This window comes from Aquimarina sp. AU474 (assembly GCF_900312815.1).
GTDB lineage: Bacteria > Bacteroidota > Bacteroidia > Flavobacteriales > Flavobacteriaceae > Aquimarina.
On record NZ_OMPE01000007.1, the window covers coordinates 448,739 to 466,758 of the forward strand.

At 32.8% G+C, this 18,020-nt stretch carries 14 protein-coding genes and 1 tRNA gene; 9 read left to right on the forward strand and 6 right to left on the reverse strand.

Annotated elements, in window-relative coordinates:
- Nucleotides 1-116 precede the first annotated feature (116 nt).
- The 5 genes from DK508_RS08750 (at nucleotide 117) to DK508_RS08770 (ending at nucleotide 4,877) form a co-directional block, all read left to right on the forward strand.
- Nucleotides 117-548 carry a hypothetical protein gene (locus tag DK508_RS08750; RefSeq protein ID WP_109300366.1) on the forward strand — a complete coding sequence of 144 codons (432 nt, stop codon included), beginning with the start codon at nucleotides 117-119 and terminating at the stop codon, nucleotides 546-548.
- A gap of 66 nt (nucleotides 549-614) precedes the next feature.
- Nucleotides 615-1,436 carry an OmpA family protein gene (locus tag DK508_RS08755; protein WP_109300367.1) on the forward strand — a complete coding sequence of 274 codons (822 nt, stop codon included), beginning with the start codon at nucleotides 615-617 and terminating at the stop codon, nucleotides 1,434-1,436.
- A gap of 147 nt (nucleotides 1,437-1,583) precedes the next feature.
- On the forward strand, nucleotides 1,584-2,558 hold the full coding sequence (locus DK508_RS08760; RefSeq protein WP_109300368.1) for a bifunctional helix-turn-helix transcriptional regulator/GNAT family N-acetyltransferase: 975 nt from the start codon (nucleotides 1,584-1,586) through the stop codon (nucleotides 2,556-2,558).
- Nucleotides 2,559-2,805: 247 nt separating this feature from the next.
- Nucleotides 2,806-4,263: an SLC13 family permease gene (locus DK508_RS08765; protein WP_109300369.1), complete on the forward strand. Its 1,458-nt coding sequence runs from the start codon at nucleotides 2,806-2,808 to the stop codon at nucleotides 4,261-4,263.
- A 167-nt stretch (nucleotides 4,264-4,430) separates the two neighbouring features.
- Complete coding sequence (locus DK508_RS08770; protein ID WP_109300370.1) at nucleotides 4,431-4,877, forward strand: hypothetical protein; 447 nt, start codon at nucleotides 4,431-4,433, stop codon at nucleotides 4,875-4,877.
- 189 nt (nucleotides 4,878-5,066) lie between these two features.
- On the opposite strand, the gene DK508_RS08775 is transcribed toward DK508_RS08770, so the two are convergent.
- The 5 genes from DK508_RS08775 to DK508_RS08795 all read right to left on the reverse strand — a co-directional run bounded on the left by DK508_RS08775 (nucleotide 5,067) and on the right by DK508_RS08795 (nucleotide 10,189).
- Nucleotides 5,067-5,492 carry a nuclear transport factor 2 family protein gene (locus tag DK508_RS08775; protein ID WP_109300371.1) on the reverse strand — a complete coding sequence of 142 codons (426 nt, stop codon included), beginning with the start codon at nucleotides 5,490-5,492 and terminating at the stop codon, nucleotides 5,067-5,069.
- Between the two features lie 293 nt (nucleotides 5,493-5,785).
- The gene (locus DK508_RS08780) at nucleotides 5,786-7,381 is read right to left on the reverse strand and encodes a carboxypeptidase-like regulatory domain-containing protein (RefSeq protein ID WP_160114622.1); all 1,596 of its coding nucleotides are present in this window, start codon (nucleotides 7,379-7,381) and stop codon (nucleotides 5,786-5,788) included.
- Between the two features lie 357 nt (nucleotides 7,382-7,738).
- Nucleotides 7,739-7,813, reverse strand: a tRNA-Pro gene (locus DK508_RS08785).
- A 34-nt stretch (nucleotides 7,814-7,847) separates the two neighbouring features.
- Entirely contained in the window at nucleotides 7,848-8,885 is a 1,038-nt protein-coding gene (locus DK508_RS08790; protein WP_109300373.1) for a cytochrome d ubiquinol oxidase subunit II, read from the reverse strand.
- 2 nt (nucleotides 8,886-8,887) lie between these two features.
- On the reverse strand, nucleotides 8,888-10,189 hold the full coding sequence (locus DK508_RS08795; RefSeq protein ID WP_109300374.1) for a cytochrome ubiquinol oxidase subunit I: 1,302 nt from the start codon (nucleotides 10,187-10,189) through the stop codon (nucleotides 8,888-8,890).
- Nucleotides 10,190-10,555: 366 nt separating this feature from the next.
- Here DK508_RS08795 and DK508_RS08800 point away from each other — a divergent pair, with 366 nt between their 5' ends.
- The 4 genes from DK508_RS08800 (at nucleotide 10,556) to DK508_RS08815 (ending at nucleotide 14,745) form a co-directional block, all read left to right on the forward strand.
- The gene (locus tag DK508_RS08800; RefSeq protein WP_109300375.1) at nucleotides 10,556-11,077 is read left to right on the forward strand and encodes a hypothetical protein; all 522 of its coding nucleotides are present in this window, start codon (nucleotides 10,556-10,558) and stop codon (nucleotides 11,075-11,077) included.
- A 76-nt stretch (nucleotides 11,078-11,153) separates the two neighbouring features.
- Nucleotides 11,154-11,861, forward strand: a complete 708-nt coding sequence (locus tag DK508_RS08805; protein ID WP_160114623.1) for a hypothetical protein — start codon at nucleotides 11,154-11,156, stop codon at nucleotides 11,859-11,861.
- A gap of 201 nt (nucleotides 11,862-12,062) precedes the next feature.
- Nucleotides 12,063-14,108, forward strand: coding sequence for a sensor histidine kinase (locus DK508_RS08810; protein ID WP_109300377.1), 2,046 nt, complete (start codon nucleotides 12,063-12,065; stop codon nucleotides 14,106-14,108).
- Between the two features lie 4 nt (nucleotides 14,109-14,112).
- Nucleotides 14,113-14,745 carry a response regulator transcription factor gene (locus tag DK508_RS08815; RefSeq protein ID WP_160114624.1) on the forward strand — a complete coding sequence of 211 codons (633 nt, stop codon included), beginning with the start codon at nucleotides 14,113-14,115 and terminating at the stop codon, nucleotides 14,743-14,745.
- A 77-nt stretch (nucleotides 14,746-14,822) separates the two neighbouring features.
- Here the strand turns inward: DK508_RS08815 and DK508_RS08820 are convergent, their stop codons facing one another.
- Nucleotides 14,823-17,951: a starch-binding protein gene (locus DK508_RS08820; protein WP_109300379.1), complete on the reverse strand. Its 3,129-nt coding sequence runs from the start codon at nucleotides 17,949-17,951 to the stop codon at nucleotides 14,823-14,825.
- Nucleotides 17,952-18,020 lie beyond the last annotated feature (69 nt).

Here is an 18,020-nt window from a genome sequence, read left to right on the forward strand (position 1 = left end):
TTTTTCAGATCATTGTTCAAATGCGTAAAACAAGTAAAATTGAGAAACAGCATAAAGAACAAAAACGTGAAATCGAAAAAGAAAAATAATATCTTTGAACATAAATAAAATTAATTATGAAATCATCAGTTTTTTATGCAATCATAGCGACTATGCTATTTTTTATATCCTGTAATCAACTTTCTAAAGAAGAACAAGAATTTGATGCGCTTATGCAACAAGTGATTGATGTACATGATGAAGTAATGCCCAAAATGGGAGAAATGAGCAATTTAATTAAAGAATTAGAACCTAAAATTGATACCACAACCAATGGGCAAACTTATTCAAAAGCGCAACAAGATGTTAAAGATGCGTATGATTATATGATGACATGGATGAGTAATTTTAGTGATACATTCCCTCATGATGTAGACAATGAAATGAGTAAAGAAAAACTTTCATCGCAAATGAAATTGCTTAAAGAAGAAGACATTAAAGTAAAAAAGTTAAAAGATCAGATTAACGCAAGTATAAAAAATGCTAAAGCGTTATTAGAAAAGCCCTAATTATCTCTTGTTATATAATTTGTAAAAAAGTTTTACTTTAGCAGTTGCAACAAATCGCTTAAATCAATGAAAAGAACTATTTTATTTACCGCAGTGCTATTGGTAACTACCTTATCAGTAAACGCTCAGAAAAAAAAGGATCTTCTAGAAGAGATCGACAAGTTAAGACAGGAGTTAAAAACAACTAAAGGAGAGCTAAATGATTCTCGTAGTAGAGAAAAAGCTTCTTTAAGAAAAGTAGAGACTATTGAGTTTCAGGTAAACGATCTTAAAGAAACCAATGCTACTTTGTTAACCAACATGAGTAATTTCACGCAGTTATCGAATCAGAAAGCTGAAAACTTAAAGAAATCTCAAGAAATTATCCAGGCAAAAGATAAGCAACTTATTAATATAAATGATGCGTTGACTAGGGCCGATTCTACCAATTTGGTAACTTTTAGTGCTTTAAAAAATGCTATCGGTGGAGATAATATTAAAATAGGAAATGGTGTAATTTATATTCAATTGGCCAATGACATGCTTTTTGGGGAGAATGATAAGAGTTATTCTATTAGTGATAACGCAAAACCAATGCTAGCCAAAATAGCTGCCGAACTCAATAAAAACACAAGTTTAAAAATTACTGTTGAAGGTAATAGTAATGCGCTTAAACTTGATGGTAAAACGTTAATTGACAATTGGGATCTTAGTGCAAGACAGGCTGCTTCGGTAGTTAGGGCTTTACAAACAGATTATAAAGTAGATCCTAAACGTATGGAGGCTCTAGGTAAAAGCGAGTATGCCACGAGTGGCATAGAAACTGTTACAAGAATAATTATTGATCCAAAATTTGACGAGTTCTTTAGACTAGTTAAGGACAATATGAAAAATGCTTCTAAGGGATAAAATATACAAATCTATAAGTACGTACAAGAATCCGATCTTTTTTGATCGGATTTTTTTATTAATCTATATAACTTCTTGTATGCTTACTATGTTGAGTTTAAAAAAATCTTTATATTTACGTAACTAGTTACGTAATTAATATTAAATATGAGTTTTTTTAACAATGTAGGCGTCATGGCCATAGGCACAAGACTTAGAATGCTAAGTGAAAAATTGAATGAGGACGCATCAAAGATTTATGAAATGTATGGGGTAGCGTTAAAACCAAAATGGTTTCCTGTTTTTTATATACTATCTCAAGACGAAGAAAAATCAATAACTCAAATTGCTCAAGAAATAGGGCATTCTCACCCGTCAGTGAGTAAAACAGTTCGCGAAATGCTTAAAGCCGAAATCGTATTTGAAAAAAAAGACAAAAGCGACGGTAGAAAAAATAACATTCAACTCACAAAAAAAGGTAAAGAATTAACTATCCAAATTACAGATCAATACACTGATGTAAAAAATGCTGTTGAAGAGACTTTAAATCAAAGTACTCATAATTTATGGAACGCCATTGAAGAGTTTGAATTTTTATTGGATAAAAATTCAATGTTAAATCGCGTTAAAGAGCAAAAAAAGATCCGAGAAAATAAAAAAGTAAAGATCATTTCTTATGAATCAAAATATAAAAGTCATTTTCGAGATTTAAATACCCAATGGATAACTACGTTCTTTAAAATGGAAGATACAGATCGTAAAGCTTTGGACTATCCCGAAGAGTATATCATAAATAAAGGAGGTTCTATTATCATAGCACTTTATGAAAATGAACCCGTAGGCGTATGTGCTTTAATAAAAATGGACGATCCAAATTATGATTACGAATTGGCGAAGATGGCTGTCTCACCCAAAGCAAAAGGAAAAGGTATTGGTTGGTTATTAGGTAAAGCCATCATACAGCAAGCTCAATCATTAAATGCAAAAAATGTATATCTAGAAAGTAATACTATACTTAAACCAGCGATTAATTTATATCACAAATTAGGTTTCAAAAAAATTGCGGGTCACCCTACTCCATATGAACGATGTAACATTCAAATGGTACTTGCATTAGATAATGATATCATAAAAATAAATTAAAAGAGACTATATTTTTTTCGGCGTAGTGAAGAAGGGATTAGAGTCATTTTCATAATGATTTGTTTACATGTTTTACCCAAACTCCCCTGCGCCGAATTATAGTTATTCACTTTGTTTTCTTAACATATCGCCTCTCATCATTTCAAATTTATTTTTCTACATAAAACCTTATCCAAATATTTCTACTAAATTACAGCATCAGTTTCTTTTCTCAATAAAGAACGCATAACCAAATTCTTCGTAGAATATGAAAACAAAATCAATAGGTCTTTTTGCTGGTCCAATTCTATTTTTATTGATTTTACTTTTCTTTCGCCCTCAAGAGTTATCTTCTGAAGGCATTGCTACATTGGCAATAGCTACTTGGATCGCAGTTTGGTGGCTTACCGAGGCTATTCCTATTGCTGCAACTGCTCTTTTACCACTAGTATTATTCCCCTTAACAGGCGTGATGTCTTTAAAGGGTGTTGCAGGAGCTTTTGCAAATCAAATGATTTTCTTATTCTTAGGAGGATTTATTATAGCCGTAGCTATAGAGAAAACTAATCTTCATAAACGAATAGCTCTTTCTATCATACACAAAATAGGTAGTAATTGGAATAAAGTACTATTGGGTTTCATGATTGCTACTGCCTTTTTAAGCATGTGGATATCAAACACTGCTACTGCCGTAATGATGCTTCCAATTGGGTTAGCTGTAGCATCTCAAATCAATGCAGATGAGGAGTTAAAAAAAAATATGGGTAGATCATTAATGTTAGCCATTGCCTATGGCTGCTCTATTGGTGGTGTTGCAACTATTATCGGCACACCAACAAACGCTATATTTATTGGCGTTGTCGATGACCTATATGGACACACCATCACATTTACGCAATGGATAGCTTTAGGGCTCCCTTTCTCATTGATAATGCTAATTATCGGTTGGTTATACTTGACTAAGATTATGTTTCCCGTCACGGCCGAAGGTATTCCTGGAGGTAAAAAAGCCATAGCAACACAGCTCAAAGCATTAGGAAAAATGTCTTATCCAGAAAAATCTGTACTTACCGTATTTATTATAGTGGCTATTTGTTGGATCACGAGTTCATTCATTCTAAAAAAAATACTTCCAGAAATTAATGATCCTCTAATTGCCATTGCTGGTGCCATCACGCTCTTTATTATTCCATCAGGAGATAAACAAAAAATTGGGATTATTAACTGGAGAAATGCAGAGACCATACCTTGGGGAATTTTATTACTTTTTGGTGGCGGATTGGCATTAGCCGAAGGGTTTAAAGTATCAAAACTAGCCGAGTGGATCGGAGATCAACTTACTATTTTTGAAGCGTTACCAGGTTTTTTGTTAATTATAGCCATTATTACTGTGGTAAACTTTCTTACCGAAATTACATCAAATGTGGCAACAGCTTCTATGTTGATGCCAATATTAGCTGCTCTTGCGGTGTCTATTGATATTCATCCATATTTTCTAATGGTTGCCGCTACAGTGGCAGCTTCTTGCGCTTTTATGCTTCCTGTTGCAACACCACCAAATGCGGTAGTTTTTGGATCTGGTTTATTAACTATTCCCAAAATGATTAAGGTTGGTTTTTGGATGAATATAATATCCATTATAATTGCATCCATCTTGGTATACTTTATATTACCATATGTTTGGGGTATCGAAATAGGAATATTCCCAGAAGCATTTAAACCATAATATATATAGTTTCTAAGGTTTTAAACACTGCAATTTTAAATCACAAACGTGTTTGTTTTTATACTGCATATCCCATATTGTAAAGCTTTCTTAAAAGTAGATTAAAGTAGCTCTATTTCACTAAATTTTCGTAACTTAATGAAATACAGACTTTAAACCTATCAATCATGAAAACCATTTTGCTTATTCTAGTCGGGATGTGTTCTTATCTTGCAATTACTCAAGAGAACGATAAATCCAATATTGAGCCATATAACCTTGACGGTGTTTGGGAATTGAAACATCAGTTTATTTATGAGGATAATCACATAGCAGATACCATTTTAAATCAAAATGGATATCGCCAAGTAAAAATGTATAGTAAAGGAAAAGTCATGTGGACTAGATATGATCCTAAAGACAATAATGAATGGTTTGGTTATGGAACATACACCTTAAAAGATGGTATACTCGAAGAGCGATTAGAATATGCTTCTGGCCCTATGATGAAAATTGTGGATACTACAAAAGTTTTTAGGTTTGAATTCATATTAGATGCGAATACCTATCAACAAATCGATATTAATGAAGAGGGGCATTATTATCACTCAGAGAACTATGTTCGAATAAAATAATCATCAATAAAAAATCTAGCGCTTTAGGGTTTTGCATGAGAAGCCCCTATATTAACCTCTTTGTTACTTATTTCTTAATTACCATAACGTCTTGTGTATAAATTGTAATGAGGTTTGGCCACTACGATTTTATATATCTATCATGGTGTGTGTCGTTTAGTATTGTAACTAAATAATATTGAATTTTCATTAATCTAAAGATTGCCATAGCACCTTAGTAATCATCCATTTACCTTCATTTTTCGCCATTAACAAATAATCAATTCCCCAATACAACGTCAACTTTACGCAAGCAATTTTATCTTGTGCATCCAAAATTTCAATTGTTTTCACAGCATCCTTTGGAGCTGCCCATTGTGGATCTTTTGCTACATCACGGGCAAAACCGATAGCCTTGTCGTATGTCATTATATGCTTTTTAGACCCTTTACTCTTGCTTCCATATCCCAATTTTGATAAGTCCGGATGAATACTTCTTTTAATTTTAGTAGTATCTCCTTCATAAAAACCTTCAATGTAATCCAGTGCTGCGCTTTCTATTTTCTCTCTATCCTGACTGTATGAATCAATATTAAAACAAAATACAATCAGAAATATTAAAATTATTTTCTTCATTATTTATTTTATTAAAAGTTAACGTTTGATATAAGATTAGTTGCGATAGACACTAAGATAGCAAAAGGAGACTAACTTGAGGAATATTCTACAAATATTCCGATTGATTCTTTGCCATTAAAATTTATAACAACCAAGTGTTTTTTGCTATATCACACATCTTGATTAATAGCCGGTTGGGATATGAATAGTTAAAATTAAATTTGCCGTTTTATTTATTTTGAATAGTAAAATATTTTAATATCAAAACACTATTTTTTAATTTCATTTTTTTTACATCGATAAATAATCACTTAATTTTTTAGTGGAGTATTCATCCAATAGTCAGATAGGTTCTTAGGTGCAATAGTGGGTTGGTTTTTAAAAATTGGTCTAGTCTTAATCATGAATAATGTATCTGATATATTTGTTGTATTAGGTTTAAGTTCTTGGACAAAAAACTCCCTGAATTGATTATATGAAACTGATTCTTGTTCATGTACAACATTACCAGAAATGTCCCTTACATTTTTGACCTCTATAGCTACCCCTTTACTACTTATCTTACTAAGCGACTGTATTCTTTTAGGGGCAAATACCAGCTTCTTGTTTTCAGGATACAATAACACATTATTCTTTTTAACAGCAATACTATCTATTTTTAATTTTACTTCTTGATACCATAATCTATAATTACTTTTCTTTATAGCATCTTTTAGTAAAGGAATATTATTAAAAGTAAGTTCAAAACGTTTTCTTTCATGATTGATTTTTACGGCAACAGGAATAAATTTTGGAGGAAGCTGAACTTCAAAAGAGTTGTTAAACGAAATGTAGTTTGGATACATTATTTCCTTAACGGATTGATACTCTATGATGATTTCATAAAGTAGTTCCCCAAGATTTTTTTCTTTTGTTCTCGATGAACTGGAATTGGGTTGTATTATTTTTTGATAACTTCTAGGCTTTCTTTTGCCATAGACCGCATATTCTATTTTATAAATTTCAAAATCATCTTTACTAATATAAATTTTACCTGCAACTTTATAGCCCTCATAGGTTTTAGAAATTTTTATAGCATAAAGAGGAGTACTATCAACAAAAGTTTCAGGAAATAACCTAAATCTATGATTTTTAACCAAGTCAACATCTAATCGATTTACAAAATCATAAGTGTTTATATTATAATTTCTTATAGCATCGTGTAATCGCAAAATAGTATATTCATTACCTCCTTGACCAGCCAAAGTCGCATTAGATATGATTTTACTGCGGTTAATATAATCATAAGGTTTGATAGCAACGGTATCGATAGGAAAATCGGAGTTCTTCTTATATTGATAAATTCTTATTCGTGTTCCTTTTAAATCTATAATGTCAAAACCAGGATCAAAAACTTCCATTATAGCCTCATTTAGATTCAAATACTTTCCTTCTTTTATTTGATAATCCCTATAATAGCCTACATATGAAAATGGTGTAAAAGGATAATTCTTAGGAATTTTCTCCATTGCCAAACGAACAATTTCTTTTGCGCTTCGTCTTTTAGTTTTCTCAGCATCAATTAATATTACTTCATCAAGCATTTCCACTTTCTCTGTCAGTCGTATAAAGTTAACCTGTTCACTATGAAGATTTGATAGTGGTATTTCTTTGGATAAATATCCAATTGATGATATTACTAAAGTGTCTCCATTTTTTTGAAACTCATACGGAATTTTAACCCCTCCGTCTGAGTTGGATATCATTCCTTTTCCTTTATTCTTAATTCGTATGGTTGCAAAAGGAATTGGAATTTCATTTTTTGCATTGATTATCTTACCATCAAGAAATTCAGCTTCTTGGCCAATTAAGATATTGGGTAGAAGTATAAAAATGAAAACATAAATTAGAAACAATATTCTTGACATTGATTGCATTTAATTTTATTCTTGATTTTGATTAATCAAATGTTGAGTAACAGTTTGGATACACTACGTTTTAACGTAGTTTAGGTTTTATTGACAATAGCTTTTTTGTCTTCATTAATGTCAATTGAATTTGCTACTTCTTCAATAGTTTTATCTAAAATCGTTTAATTAACCATTGGAGTTTTCTGAAGCTATCTAGTAAGATAATATCATGAGATTCTAAGATACGTTTAAATTCCTCGTAGTCCTTAACATCATTCACAACGGTAATAAACGAACATTTTTCTCTCAAAAGATGGAGTAAAAAACGAGAGATTAAAACCATGAAACCCCTTTAAAACAGGGATTTCATGACTGTCGGGTAGAGAGGATTCGAACCTCCGATCTCTGGTCCCCCAGACCAGCACTTTAACCGGACTAAGCTACTACCCGAAAAAAATAGAATGCAAATATAATAATCCTATGATTAATTCGAAGGATTATTATGTTGTTCGAGAATCTTGATCATTTTAAATGATTTTAATAAATGAAATAAACCGGGAAGAATTACTGTCCCTCCAATGATAAGTGATATCCCCAACACTTTAATCACACTATCCGGGGCAATATTTTTAAGTAAACTTATACTTCCAGTTTGAGTAATAATAACATCTGGAAAATGAGAACCCAATGCGGCTAGTAAAATCAAAAATACTTGAAACCCTGCAAAGAATCTACTCCAAACTTTATTTCCATTTTTTATTGTTTTCCATAGGGGAAATAGCAATAAAGCAGAGAATACAACCGCCACTATTGCAAAAGGGCTCTTCATAAAATCTATTACAAATATGTTCCCCGAGAAATATCCATAGACAAACGTTAATAATCCCATAGCAAAAACTACCATTGTAGCAATAGCAGATTTTCGTACATATATATTTTCCTTACCTGGCTCCGATTCTCCTATCAACAAAACAGACGATAAAAAAGCGCATAATGCTGCAAAAAATAATCCTGTAAATAAACTAAAGATGTTAAGCCACGGTTTTAGAAAAGCTTCATAAAATGACAAAGTAGATACGTCTTCCACAATTTTAATATGACCACCTATCAATCCCCCAAAAACCATCCCTAGAAATATTGGTGTTATCAAGCTCGATATCTTAAACATCCCATCATATAATTTCTGAGAATTATCTATTACGGCATCATAATGTCTAAAAACAAAGGCCACTCCTCTTAAAGTCACCCCTAAGAGCACTATAGTAATAGGAATATGAAGATTCACCACAATTATATTATAATACGCCGGAAAAGCGATCCACAGTATTACAATTAAAATAATAAGCCAAATATGATTGGCCTCCCAAACTGGCCCCATCACTCTATAAATTGTTTTTTTTGTTATTTTCTGGTTCTCCTCAGATGAGAAAAGCTCGACAATTCCTGCTCCATAATCTGCACCACCCAAAACAACATAGAGAAATAAAGAAAATATCAAAAAGAATAAAACAACGTATAACATATCTATTGATTTGAATTATTTAAAACTCTAATTTGGCGTAACATTAACCATGTTACAGCTACGGTTAATGTTAGATACACTGCTATATAGGTATAAAAACTAAATACTATACCTGGCATAGGTGTTACTGCATCTTTAGTCCTCATAATTTTATGAATAATCCATGGCTGTCTACCTACTTCGGTTACTATCCATCCGGCTTCTAAAGCAATAAAACCCATTGGAGCTAATACAACAAAAAGCAACCAATATTTGTTATTATCAAACCATCTTTTTCTCTTTAACGAAATAAAATATAATACCCCTGCAAAAAGCAATATCGAACCTATACCTACCATAATTTGAAAAGCATAATGTACCATAGGTACATTTGGACGTTCATCTTCAGGAAAATCATTTAATCCTTTTACCTCAGCATCAAAATCTCCAAAAGCCAGAAAAGATAACATCCCAGGCAATGCTATTTTATATTTAACTTCTTGTGTTTTGGGATCCACAATTCCTCCTATATACAATGGTGCAGATTTTTCGGTATTATAATGTGCTTCCATGGCCGCCAGTTTCACGGGTTGGCGCTCGGCAATATCTTTTGCAGATATATCACCACTTATAGGTTGTAAAATAGCCGCAATCGCACCAAAAGTGATAGCTATCTTAAACGCTTTCTTATGCAGCTCTACCTTTCTTTTCTTAAAAACTTGATACGCATGTATACCTGCTACCGCAAAACCTGTAGCTGTAAATGCCGCCAAAGTCATATGTAATGCTTGTGTAAACCATGCTGGGTTTAACATAGCTTGTATTGGATCTATATTTAAAAATTCTCCATCTATGTAATCAAATCCACTAGGAGAGTTCATCCATCCATTGGCCGCAACCACTAAAATCCCAGAAGCAACACCTGACAGTCCGATAATAATACCCGTAATCCAATGAAACCTTTCGGGCAACTTACCCCATCCATATAAATAAAACCCTAACGCTATGGCTTCTACAAAAAAAGCTGCTCCTTCCAAAGAAAAAGGCATTCCGATAATGGGCCCTGCATGTTTCATAAATTCTGGCCATAACAAACCTAATTCAAAAGATAAAGCGGTACCAGATACCGCTCCAGTAACAAAAAATATAGCTACACCTTTTTGCCATGACTTGGTTAATGTTAAATAAATCTGATCACGAGTTTTTAGCCATTTGTAATGAGATACCACCATAAAAAAAGGCATGACCATACCAATACACGCAAAAACAATATGAAATATTAGGGTAAATGCCATTTGGAGTCTCGCAGCATCAAGGTTTTCCATATACAAAATTTAGAGAAGAAATTGATTTCCAATTATGACTATAAAGATACGCCTCAAAGCTGGTTTTAAGAAAAAAAAACAATACAGTTTTGAGCAAATAGAGTTAAACTTTTGTCAACAAAAATATAAGCACTAAGGGTTTACCCTAATTTTTAAATTCTATGTTTTTCACTCATAAATAAAATACTGATCTACAGTAATTTAGCAGTATAAATAAAACATTAGAAAAACAACTTTTTTAGAAAAGCTAATATGTAATATCTAAAAAGGGAAAACAAAAGGCGCCAACAAATTTTCTAATGACAGATGATATCCTGCAATCTGTATAAAAATCAGTGGGTTAAATATTCTTAAAACTAAAACAAAATGAAAAATTTATTTTATGTATTACCAATTGCTGGGTTAATCCTGTTTGCATCTTGCAACAAAAGTGAATCCACAGAAAATTTGGAAGCCCCATTAGTAGATCAAACTTTGACTAAAGAAAAAGTCACATGGAATCAAAACTACCCCCTTGCTACTACAGATGATGAATTATCTGAAATAATGGACAATCCCCATGCTAATATTATTAGAAATGTTGATGATTTTAAACGATACGTTCGTGCTAATCCTTTATTAAAAAGAGTTTTTTCTGACAAAAAACTTCTTAATGATGTTGTAAAAACAATGGAGTTTAATAAGAGGGGGCTTAAAACTTTTTCTTATGAAAGTATTAAAATCAAATATCCAGCCCAAAATGAAATTGATCATATTTTAGGAGAAATATATTTGGGGCTTGCAATTGAGTACGGAACTCTTGGAGTGGATTACAAAAACTATAAATGTATTGGAGAAGGTACTTGCACATTTAGAGATGCTCGCATATGTATTGGAGCTAATTGTTAATTCATCTTTTATCAAAAATTGGGGGCAACCGAAAACCCATAATTAAAAAGAGTAGGATCATCTTAAAACCAAGATTATGAAAAAATCAATTTTTAAATTTTCAATTTTAACAATGGTACTGGGAGCAGTATTATTTTCATGCGAAAAAAACGATATAATACCAGAGACTGCAGAACTCTATGAAGAAGGTTTTAACAGTACAACGGGAAATCACGATCAAATATTGGAGGGAAAAAATAAAATACTTCGTCCTGTACTGCATATGAGTTTCGGAAAGGAAATAAGTGAGGAAGAAGCAGATTTTCAATGGGAATCGGCAGTAATAGATTATATCAAAAAAAATCCTGTACAAAACAAAGTTAGTTCAGAATGGTTTTTCAAGATAATTACAACAACGGGAGACCAAACAAATAATAATACTTTTAATGATGTTCAATTTACAGCCACATTCAATACAGATGTAGGCTCTAGTGTCGCTTATGGTGCTTTAGAAGATGTGGGTAACGTTCGTGGGCAAACAGATAGATACCTTTTTAGAGGAACTTATCCAGGTCAAGTTGTTTCTTGGGTAGAAGCAGAAAGTGCAACCCTCTCTTTAAAAGGTACAGATGGTTGGTTAGTAACAAAATTTAAAGTAAAAATTAAAAGAGTAGATCAAACCGCAAGTGCAACAGGGTTTTCTAGTGTAGTTACATTTCCTAATGTAATTTTGGATAATACCGATCCCCAAAATTGGGATGTTTTTGAAACGGGAAATATCGGAACAGGTAGGTTAGAATTTTAAATACTTTTTAATCTCATAATTAATAGTTTGAGTTTTTATTTCAAAAGAGGATGTCGTTGTAAGGACATCCTCTTCATTTACATTCAAAAATACAGGTATACCCCCCTATCTAATCAACTTAAAGATTCGTATCTTTAATAATGATCTTTGAACTTCTTTGAAAGTATAATTCTTCTTAAAAGGCTTTCCAAAAAAATAATCATGAAACCAGGGTCAATATATGTATACTGCTTCATAATATTTAATTTTTATATTGTCTCTGCTCAGCATATAAAAATTCGGGATACCTCCACTATCGAGAATAAATTAAGATATAAGCTTTATAAATTATTAGATGAATCTAATTATAAAAAAGCTCTGGTAATCACTGACAGTATGGAAACATATGGCGCGAAAAATGGTGATAACCTTTTTATGGCTTATGCATATGATGCTAAAACAATGATTTACCGGTTTAGCCAGGATCTTCCCAAAGCAAAAGTATATGTCAAAAAAAGTATTCGCATTTATGAGGAGTATAAACGATATAATAGCCTAGTTGCCCTAAATGCACATCTTGCAAATATATTAAGAGCCGAAGGAAAATTAGATTCATGTCTAATTGTACTCAATACTATATCTAGGGAATACATTACAGATACCATTTCAAAAACGAATCTAAGATATTTTTATAACGAAAAAGATATATCCCACAGTTTAGCAGGTCGAATCGATTCTTCCCTTCATTATACCTTTAAAAAAATTGCTCTATCAAACGAAAATGATCATTATGGCCTAGGCGTTTCTCACACTATATTAGCCAAAAATTTTTATACCGTAAATGATTTACCCAAAGCATTAATTTATATTAATAAATCCATAGATTATCTATCTAAGGAAGCATATTCTTATGACGTAGCCATATGCAGAGCTCTTATACTAAAAGGAAAGATTTTATTGCATTTAAACAAGTATACAGAAGTAGCACAATGTGCTACTTCTGTTATTGCTCTTATTAAAAACAAAAATCAACCTGAGTATATGGCCCAGGCTAATATTTTACTATCAAAACTTCATCGGAAAAGAAAACAATTCGAAAAAATTCCCTCAAGAGATTTCTTCGTTAAAAAACATAAAAATATATCCTTTGGTACCTTATTCGAATTCTATAACCTGAAATTAGAACAAGCAATTTACAGTTCATCTTGGACAGAAGCCGGTGAACTCATCAAAATATTGGATGCACTAACTCCAAAAATTAGTGGATTAAAATTAAAACAATCTTTTTATAAATTATCATCCATCTATTGGGCTGCTATTAAAGATTTTGAAAAAAGTTATCATTCACAAAATCAACATCTTCAAATAAAAGAAAAAATTAATACTAGACAACAAACCTACATGGCTTATGACTTGGATCAGAAATATCAGCTTGCTAAAAAGAATAAAGAAATAGCATTGCAAAATTTTAAAATTAAGGAGCAAGAAAATCAATTACTTCTAAAGAAAAAGCATCAAACGTATTTAACAGTATCTATTTTATCGGCCATACTTGCATTCATTTCATTGCTTTTTATCTATCGACAACGTCAAAAAATAAAAGATAACGAAATATTAGCATTACAACGTAGACAGGAAATCATAAGACTTGAATCGCTCATTTCGGGAGAAGAAAAAGAACGTAACAGACTTGCACAAGATCTTCATGATGGAATTAACGGGGATTTATCTGCTATTAAATACAAATTTACTTCTATAAAAGCTTCGAAATTGGATAAAAAAGAAAGAGTTATTCATAAAGAGGCTATAACTATGCTTGACAATACAGTGGAGCAGGTACGAAGAATTTCGCATAACCTCGCTCCTTCGTCGTTGCAAAATTTTGATTTGGTAAAAACCATACAACAGTTTTGTAATAAAATTAGTTTTTCAAACTCCCTGCAAGTTAGCTTTCAACATTTTGGAAATAAAATAGAATTAGACAAACAAAAAGAAAATGCTATTTACAGAATTGCTCAAGAATTGATCAATAACGTTGTAAAACATGCCGAAGCATCAGAAGTATTAGTGCAAGTAAATCAATATAAAAATAAAGTTCATATTACTGTTGAAGATAATGGAAAGGGATTTGACTCCAATATCAAAAGTGACGGAATAGGATTGCAAAATATTAAATCCAGAGTACGTTTTTTGAATGCTGATCTGGATATTATTTCTGGAAATCAGGGAACCTCATTTCATATCATCATCGACCTTAACAAAATCTAAAAACATGGTATCAGTTTCTATATTAGATGATCACACCATGGTGCTGAAAGGGCTTGAAACCATGCTAGAAGATTCTGAAATAATTGAAGTAATCGGCACCTATCACCTGGGGCAAGAATTATTGAACGATTTAGCAAACACTACTCCAGATGTGCTATTATTAGATATTAATTTACCTGATGGTAATGGGATAGAGCTATGTAAAGTAATAACCAAATCTTATCCAATTATTTCAATAATTGGTTTATCAAATTATAGTGATACCGGTTTTGTTAAAAACATGATACGTAATGGGGCGAAAGGATATTTATTAAAGAACACTTCAAAAGATGAATTAGAACATGCTATACAAATGGTATATCGTGGAGAAACTTACCTTCCCACCGTTTTAAAAAATAAATTACTGAATGAAAGTATCGGGATTTCATCTTCATCTTTTATCCCCAAGATCACTAGACGAGAAAAAGAGGTACTTCAATTAATTGCAAAAGAGCATACTACCGAAGAAATTGCAAAACTATTATTCGTTGCCGCAAAAACCGTAGAAGCACATCGCAGTAATCTTATTCAGAAGTTGGAGGTACGCAACACAGCAGGTCTGATTCGCGTTGCTTTTGAAAAAGGTCTTTTGGTATAATTTCGGTATAGTAATATATTAAGAAAAGCCTGTTCCCAATTTGGTAACAGGCTTTAATATATAATTGAGAATACTGTTTATTTCACTATTTTGATTACTTCAGAAATATTACCTGAACTTACTTTGATCATATAAATCCCTTTTGGTAATGAAGAAGTATTTAAGGTAATCGAATTTGAACGTAGTTCTCCTTTTGGAGTTACGTTTGCTTTCTCCCCTCTTAGGTTATACATTACTACTTGCACTGGGTTCTTATTTGCATCACCATGAACAGTTATTGTTAGAATTTCATTAAATGGATTTGGTGCAACATTTACCAAATCTGTTCTTTGTTTAATAGCAGACGTACTTGGTCGAGCTCCCGATCCAGGGCATTCACTTGGGCAAATATCAAACCATTCATTATCATACCAACCTTCTGTAGTTCTAAATACATCACTAGTTTGCGAAACCCCACTATCATTAAATACAATTCCTACTTCTACCGATTGATCAATTGTAGCCGAGAACCAAGGTGATCCAACAATTGCTTTCATTGCTACCCCAGGCCAAGCTGGAGCACCAGGAATTGCCGCATTTGCATTTTTATCATAGAGATATATAAAAGCTGTATTCCATGATACTGGTTTCTTAAAATACACATTAAACGAAGTATCTACAATATCACCAGGGCAATCACTAGGACAAGTATCTGTCCATTGATTATCATACCATCCTTCGGTTGTTCTAAATAAATCATCGGTTTGCGTTCCTCCATTATCACTAAACACTATTCCTACATCGACTGTTTGATCAATAGTATAACTATACCACGGTGTATCTTTAACTAGTTGCATGGGAGCACCCGGCCAGGCAGGGAATCCAGGGATTGCAGCGTTTGTATTTTTATCATATACATATACGAACGCACTACTCCAATCATTTGGCTTTTTGAAATAGACCTCAAAAGGTGTGCTCACCACATCACCAGGACATTCGTTAGGACAAGTATCGAACCATGCATTATCGTACCAACCTTCTCCTACTCTAGTCAAATCATCACTTTGTGCACCGCCATTATCGTTAAATACGATACCTACTTGCACATTTTGATCTACAGTATACTTATACCAGGGTGAAGTAGCTTCTTGTGTCATTTCTATCCCAGGCCAAGCAGGAAATCCAGGTAACGCTGCACCAGTATTATTATCGAATATATACACGTAAGCAGATGACCAATCTGCTGGTTTTTTAAAATGTATATCAAAAGCCGATACATCCCCGATTATATAATTTCGAGTTAATACTAAAGATTCATTTCCTTCAGAATCTATGGCAATTGCTTTTACCATTGTTGTTTCATTTATTTCGAAAGGAATAGTATATGTTTGACTTGAAGCTGATGGTGTTGTGCCATCTGTAGTGAAATGAATATTTGTCGTTGCTCCTGAGGCTGTAGATGATGCTATCATTTCTACATTTATCGGACTTGTATACGTACCTGAAGCTGGATCAATTGATAAACTTACAGAATCCGATGTATCCAAAGGTTCTCCTACTAACAAAAGGCCAAATGTAGTCCCGAAGGTAACTGTCCCATTAGAAACAGTTGCTGTTAGATCAGAAAAATAATCTTTCAATACTGTACCATCAGGCCATAATCCAAATACATTAAGTGCTCCCACAAAATCACCGTCTTGTCCTTGAAAAACTAATGTTTTGTCACTTTCATTATTTCGATTGTATTCTCTTTTAAAAATATATGGCGAATCACTTAACTTTTGATGAGATCCTGCTCCTACAGAAATATGCTGTCTTCTAAATGTTCCTATCTTTCTCCAATGAAACAACATTCCTTCATCTATAGAATCCCAATTCATATCACCTCGATACCCAGCATCTACATAGGTTTGTGCATCAAAAAATTGTCTTCCAGACTCATCTCCATAATAAATTTGAACCCCACCAGGAGAAAGTAACAAAGTAGTACCCCCATAAAACATATTTCCTGTATAGAACTCACTAAAATCATGAGATCGAAGGTAACTTACCATATTATACTCTCCAGGCGTACCAAAGCCTCCGTCATTATTATTAAGCTTTGCGGCAAAAGAACTAAATATCTCTTCTTGACCTAAATCTGTATAGGCTTCTTTTGGAGAACGAAAGTTGATCATACTATTAAATTTACCAACAGTAAAATCATCGGGTAATTGGTCACCAACATTACCAATAATATTTACACCAGAGTGCTCTCCTGTCATATAAAAATCAAGGTCATCTAATTTTTTATCCGAGTTATTCTGCTTCCACTCTTTTAAGGCTAAAACAGCTTCATCTTTAAGCTCTGCCCATGCATCAACTCCTACATGTCTTTCGGTATCTACTCTAAATCCATCTATACCATATTCTCTAACCCAATCTGTCAACCATTTAATAAGAAAATATCTTGGTGCTCTTGGTTTTCCTGTTCTCGCAAAATAAGCATCTAGTTCGTCAAGTTCTTGTTGTTTTCTACCTTCGGTTTCCCATTTATCCAATAACCACTGCGGTAGCGCTACATTATTAAATGATTCTGTTCTTATATCTGGTAATCCAAAAAGCGGAGTCGTTAAATCATCACAAGGTAGTTCTCCGTTGTCAGTACCACATTGAAGCCTAATCCAATCGCTTGGGTAATCATCATCTACGAATTCTAATTGTCCATTAACTTCTTTAAAAGTTCTATAACCAGAATGATTCATTACAATATCTATCAGCACTCTAATTCCATGATTATGTGCCTCATCAATGAATTCTTCAAACTGAGCCGCCGAAGTAAAGTTTGGATCAAAAGCTGTCCAATCATTTGTATGATAACCATGATACGGGTAATCTCTAAAAGCAGGATCATCTGCAGGAGGGTTATTAAACCCATGTCTATTTTCAACTACAGGTGTCACCCAAATTGCACTTACACCTAGTTCATCAAAATATCCTTCACGAATTTTCTCTGTAACCCCGGCAATATCCCCCCCATGAAAATCGATTTCATTGTTTCTACTATTTTGTTGGCGATCAAAATTAACATCATTCGTTTCATCTCCATTATTAAAACGATCTGTAATAAGAAAGTAAATGGTAACATTATCCCAAGAAAAAGGTAATTCTCTTAGTGATTGTCCTGTACTAACATTTGGAAGCAATACACTTAAAAGCAATCCAAAATAGAGTAAGCGTTTTTTCATAATTAGTTTTTGGTTTGTGTGTTAATAATTAAATCATCTGGGAATCAATTATTAATCAACCCCTCAAAC

Bases quoted from the DNA above. Each gene is read 5' to 3' on its own strand.
- DK508_RS08810 (WP_109300377.1), top strand. From the start codon at position 12,063: ATGAAACCAGGGTCAATATATGTATACTGCTTCATAATATTTAATTTT.
- DK508_RS08800 (WP_109300375.1), top strand. From the start codon at position 10,556: ATGAAAAATTTATTTTATGTATTACCAATTGCTGGGTTAATCCTGTTT.
- DK508_RS08750 (WP_109300366.1), top strand. From the start codon at position 117: ATGAAATCATCAGTTTTTTATGCAATCATAGCGACTATGCTATTTTTT.
- DK508_RS08815 (WP_160114624.1), top strand. From the start codon at position 14,113: ATGGTATCAGTTTCTATATTAGATGATCACACCATGGTGCTGAAAGGG.
- DK508_RS08775 (WP_109300371.1), bottom strand. From the start codon at position 5,492: ATGAAGAAAATAATTTTAATATTTCTGATTGTATTTTGTTTTAATATT.
- DK508_RS08795 (WP_109300374.1), bottom strand. From the start codon at position 10,189: ATGGAAAACCTTGATGCTGCGAGACTCCAAATGGCATTTACCCTAATA.
- DK508_RS08780 (WP_160114622.1), bottom strand. From the start codon at position 7,381: ATGTCAAGAATATTGTTTCTAATTTATGTTTTCATTTTTATACTTCTA.
- DK508_RS08790 (WP_109300373.1), bottom strand. From the start codon at position 8,885: ATGTTATACGTTGTTTTATTCTTTTTGATATTTTCTTTATTTCTCTAT.
- DK508_RS08765 (WP_109300369.1), top strand. From the start codon at position 2,806: ATGAAAACAAAATCAATAGGTCTTTTTGCTGGTCCAATTCTATTTTTA.
- DK508_RS08760 (WP_109300368.1), top strand. From the start codon at position 1,584: ATGAGTTTTTTTAACAATGTAGGCGTCATGGCCATAGGCACAAGACTT.
- DK508_RS08820 (WP_109300379.1), bottom strand. From the start codon at position 17,951: ATGAAAAAACGCTTACTCTATTTTGGATTGCTTTTAAGTGTATTGCTT.
- DK508_RS08770 (WP_109300370.1), top strand. From the start codon at position 4,431: ATGAAAACCATTTTGCTTATTCTAGTCGGGATGTGTTCTTATCTTGCA.
- DK508_RS08805 (WP_160114623.1), top strand. From the start codon at position 11,154: ATGAAAAAATCAATTTTTAAATTTTCAATTTTAACAATGGTACTGGGA.
- DK508_RS08755 (WP_109300367.1), top strand. From the start codon at position 615: ATGAAAAGAACTATTTTATTTACCGCAGTGCTATTGGTAACTACCTTA.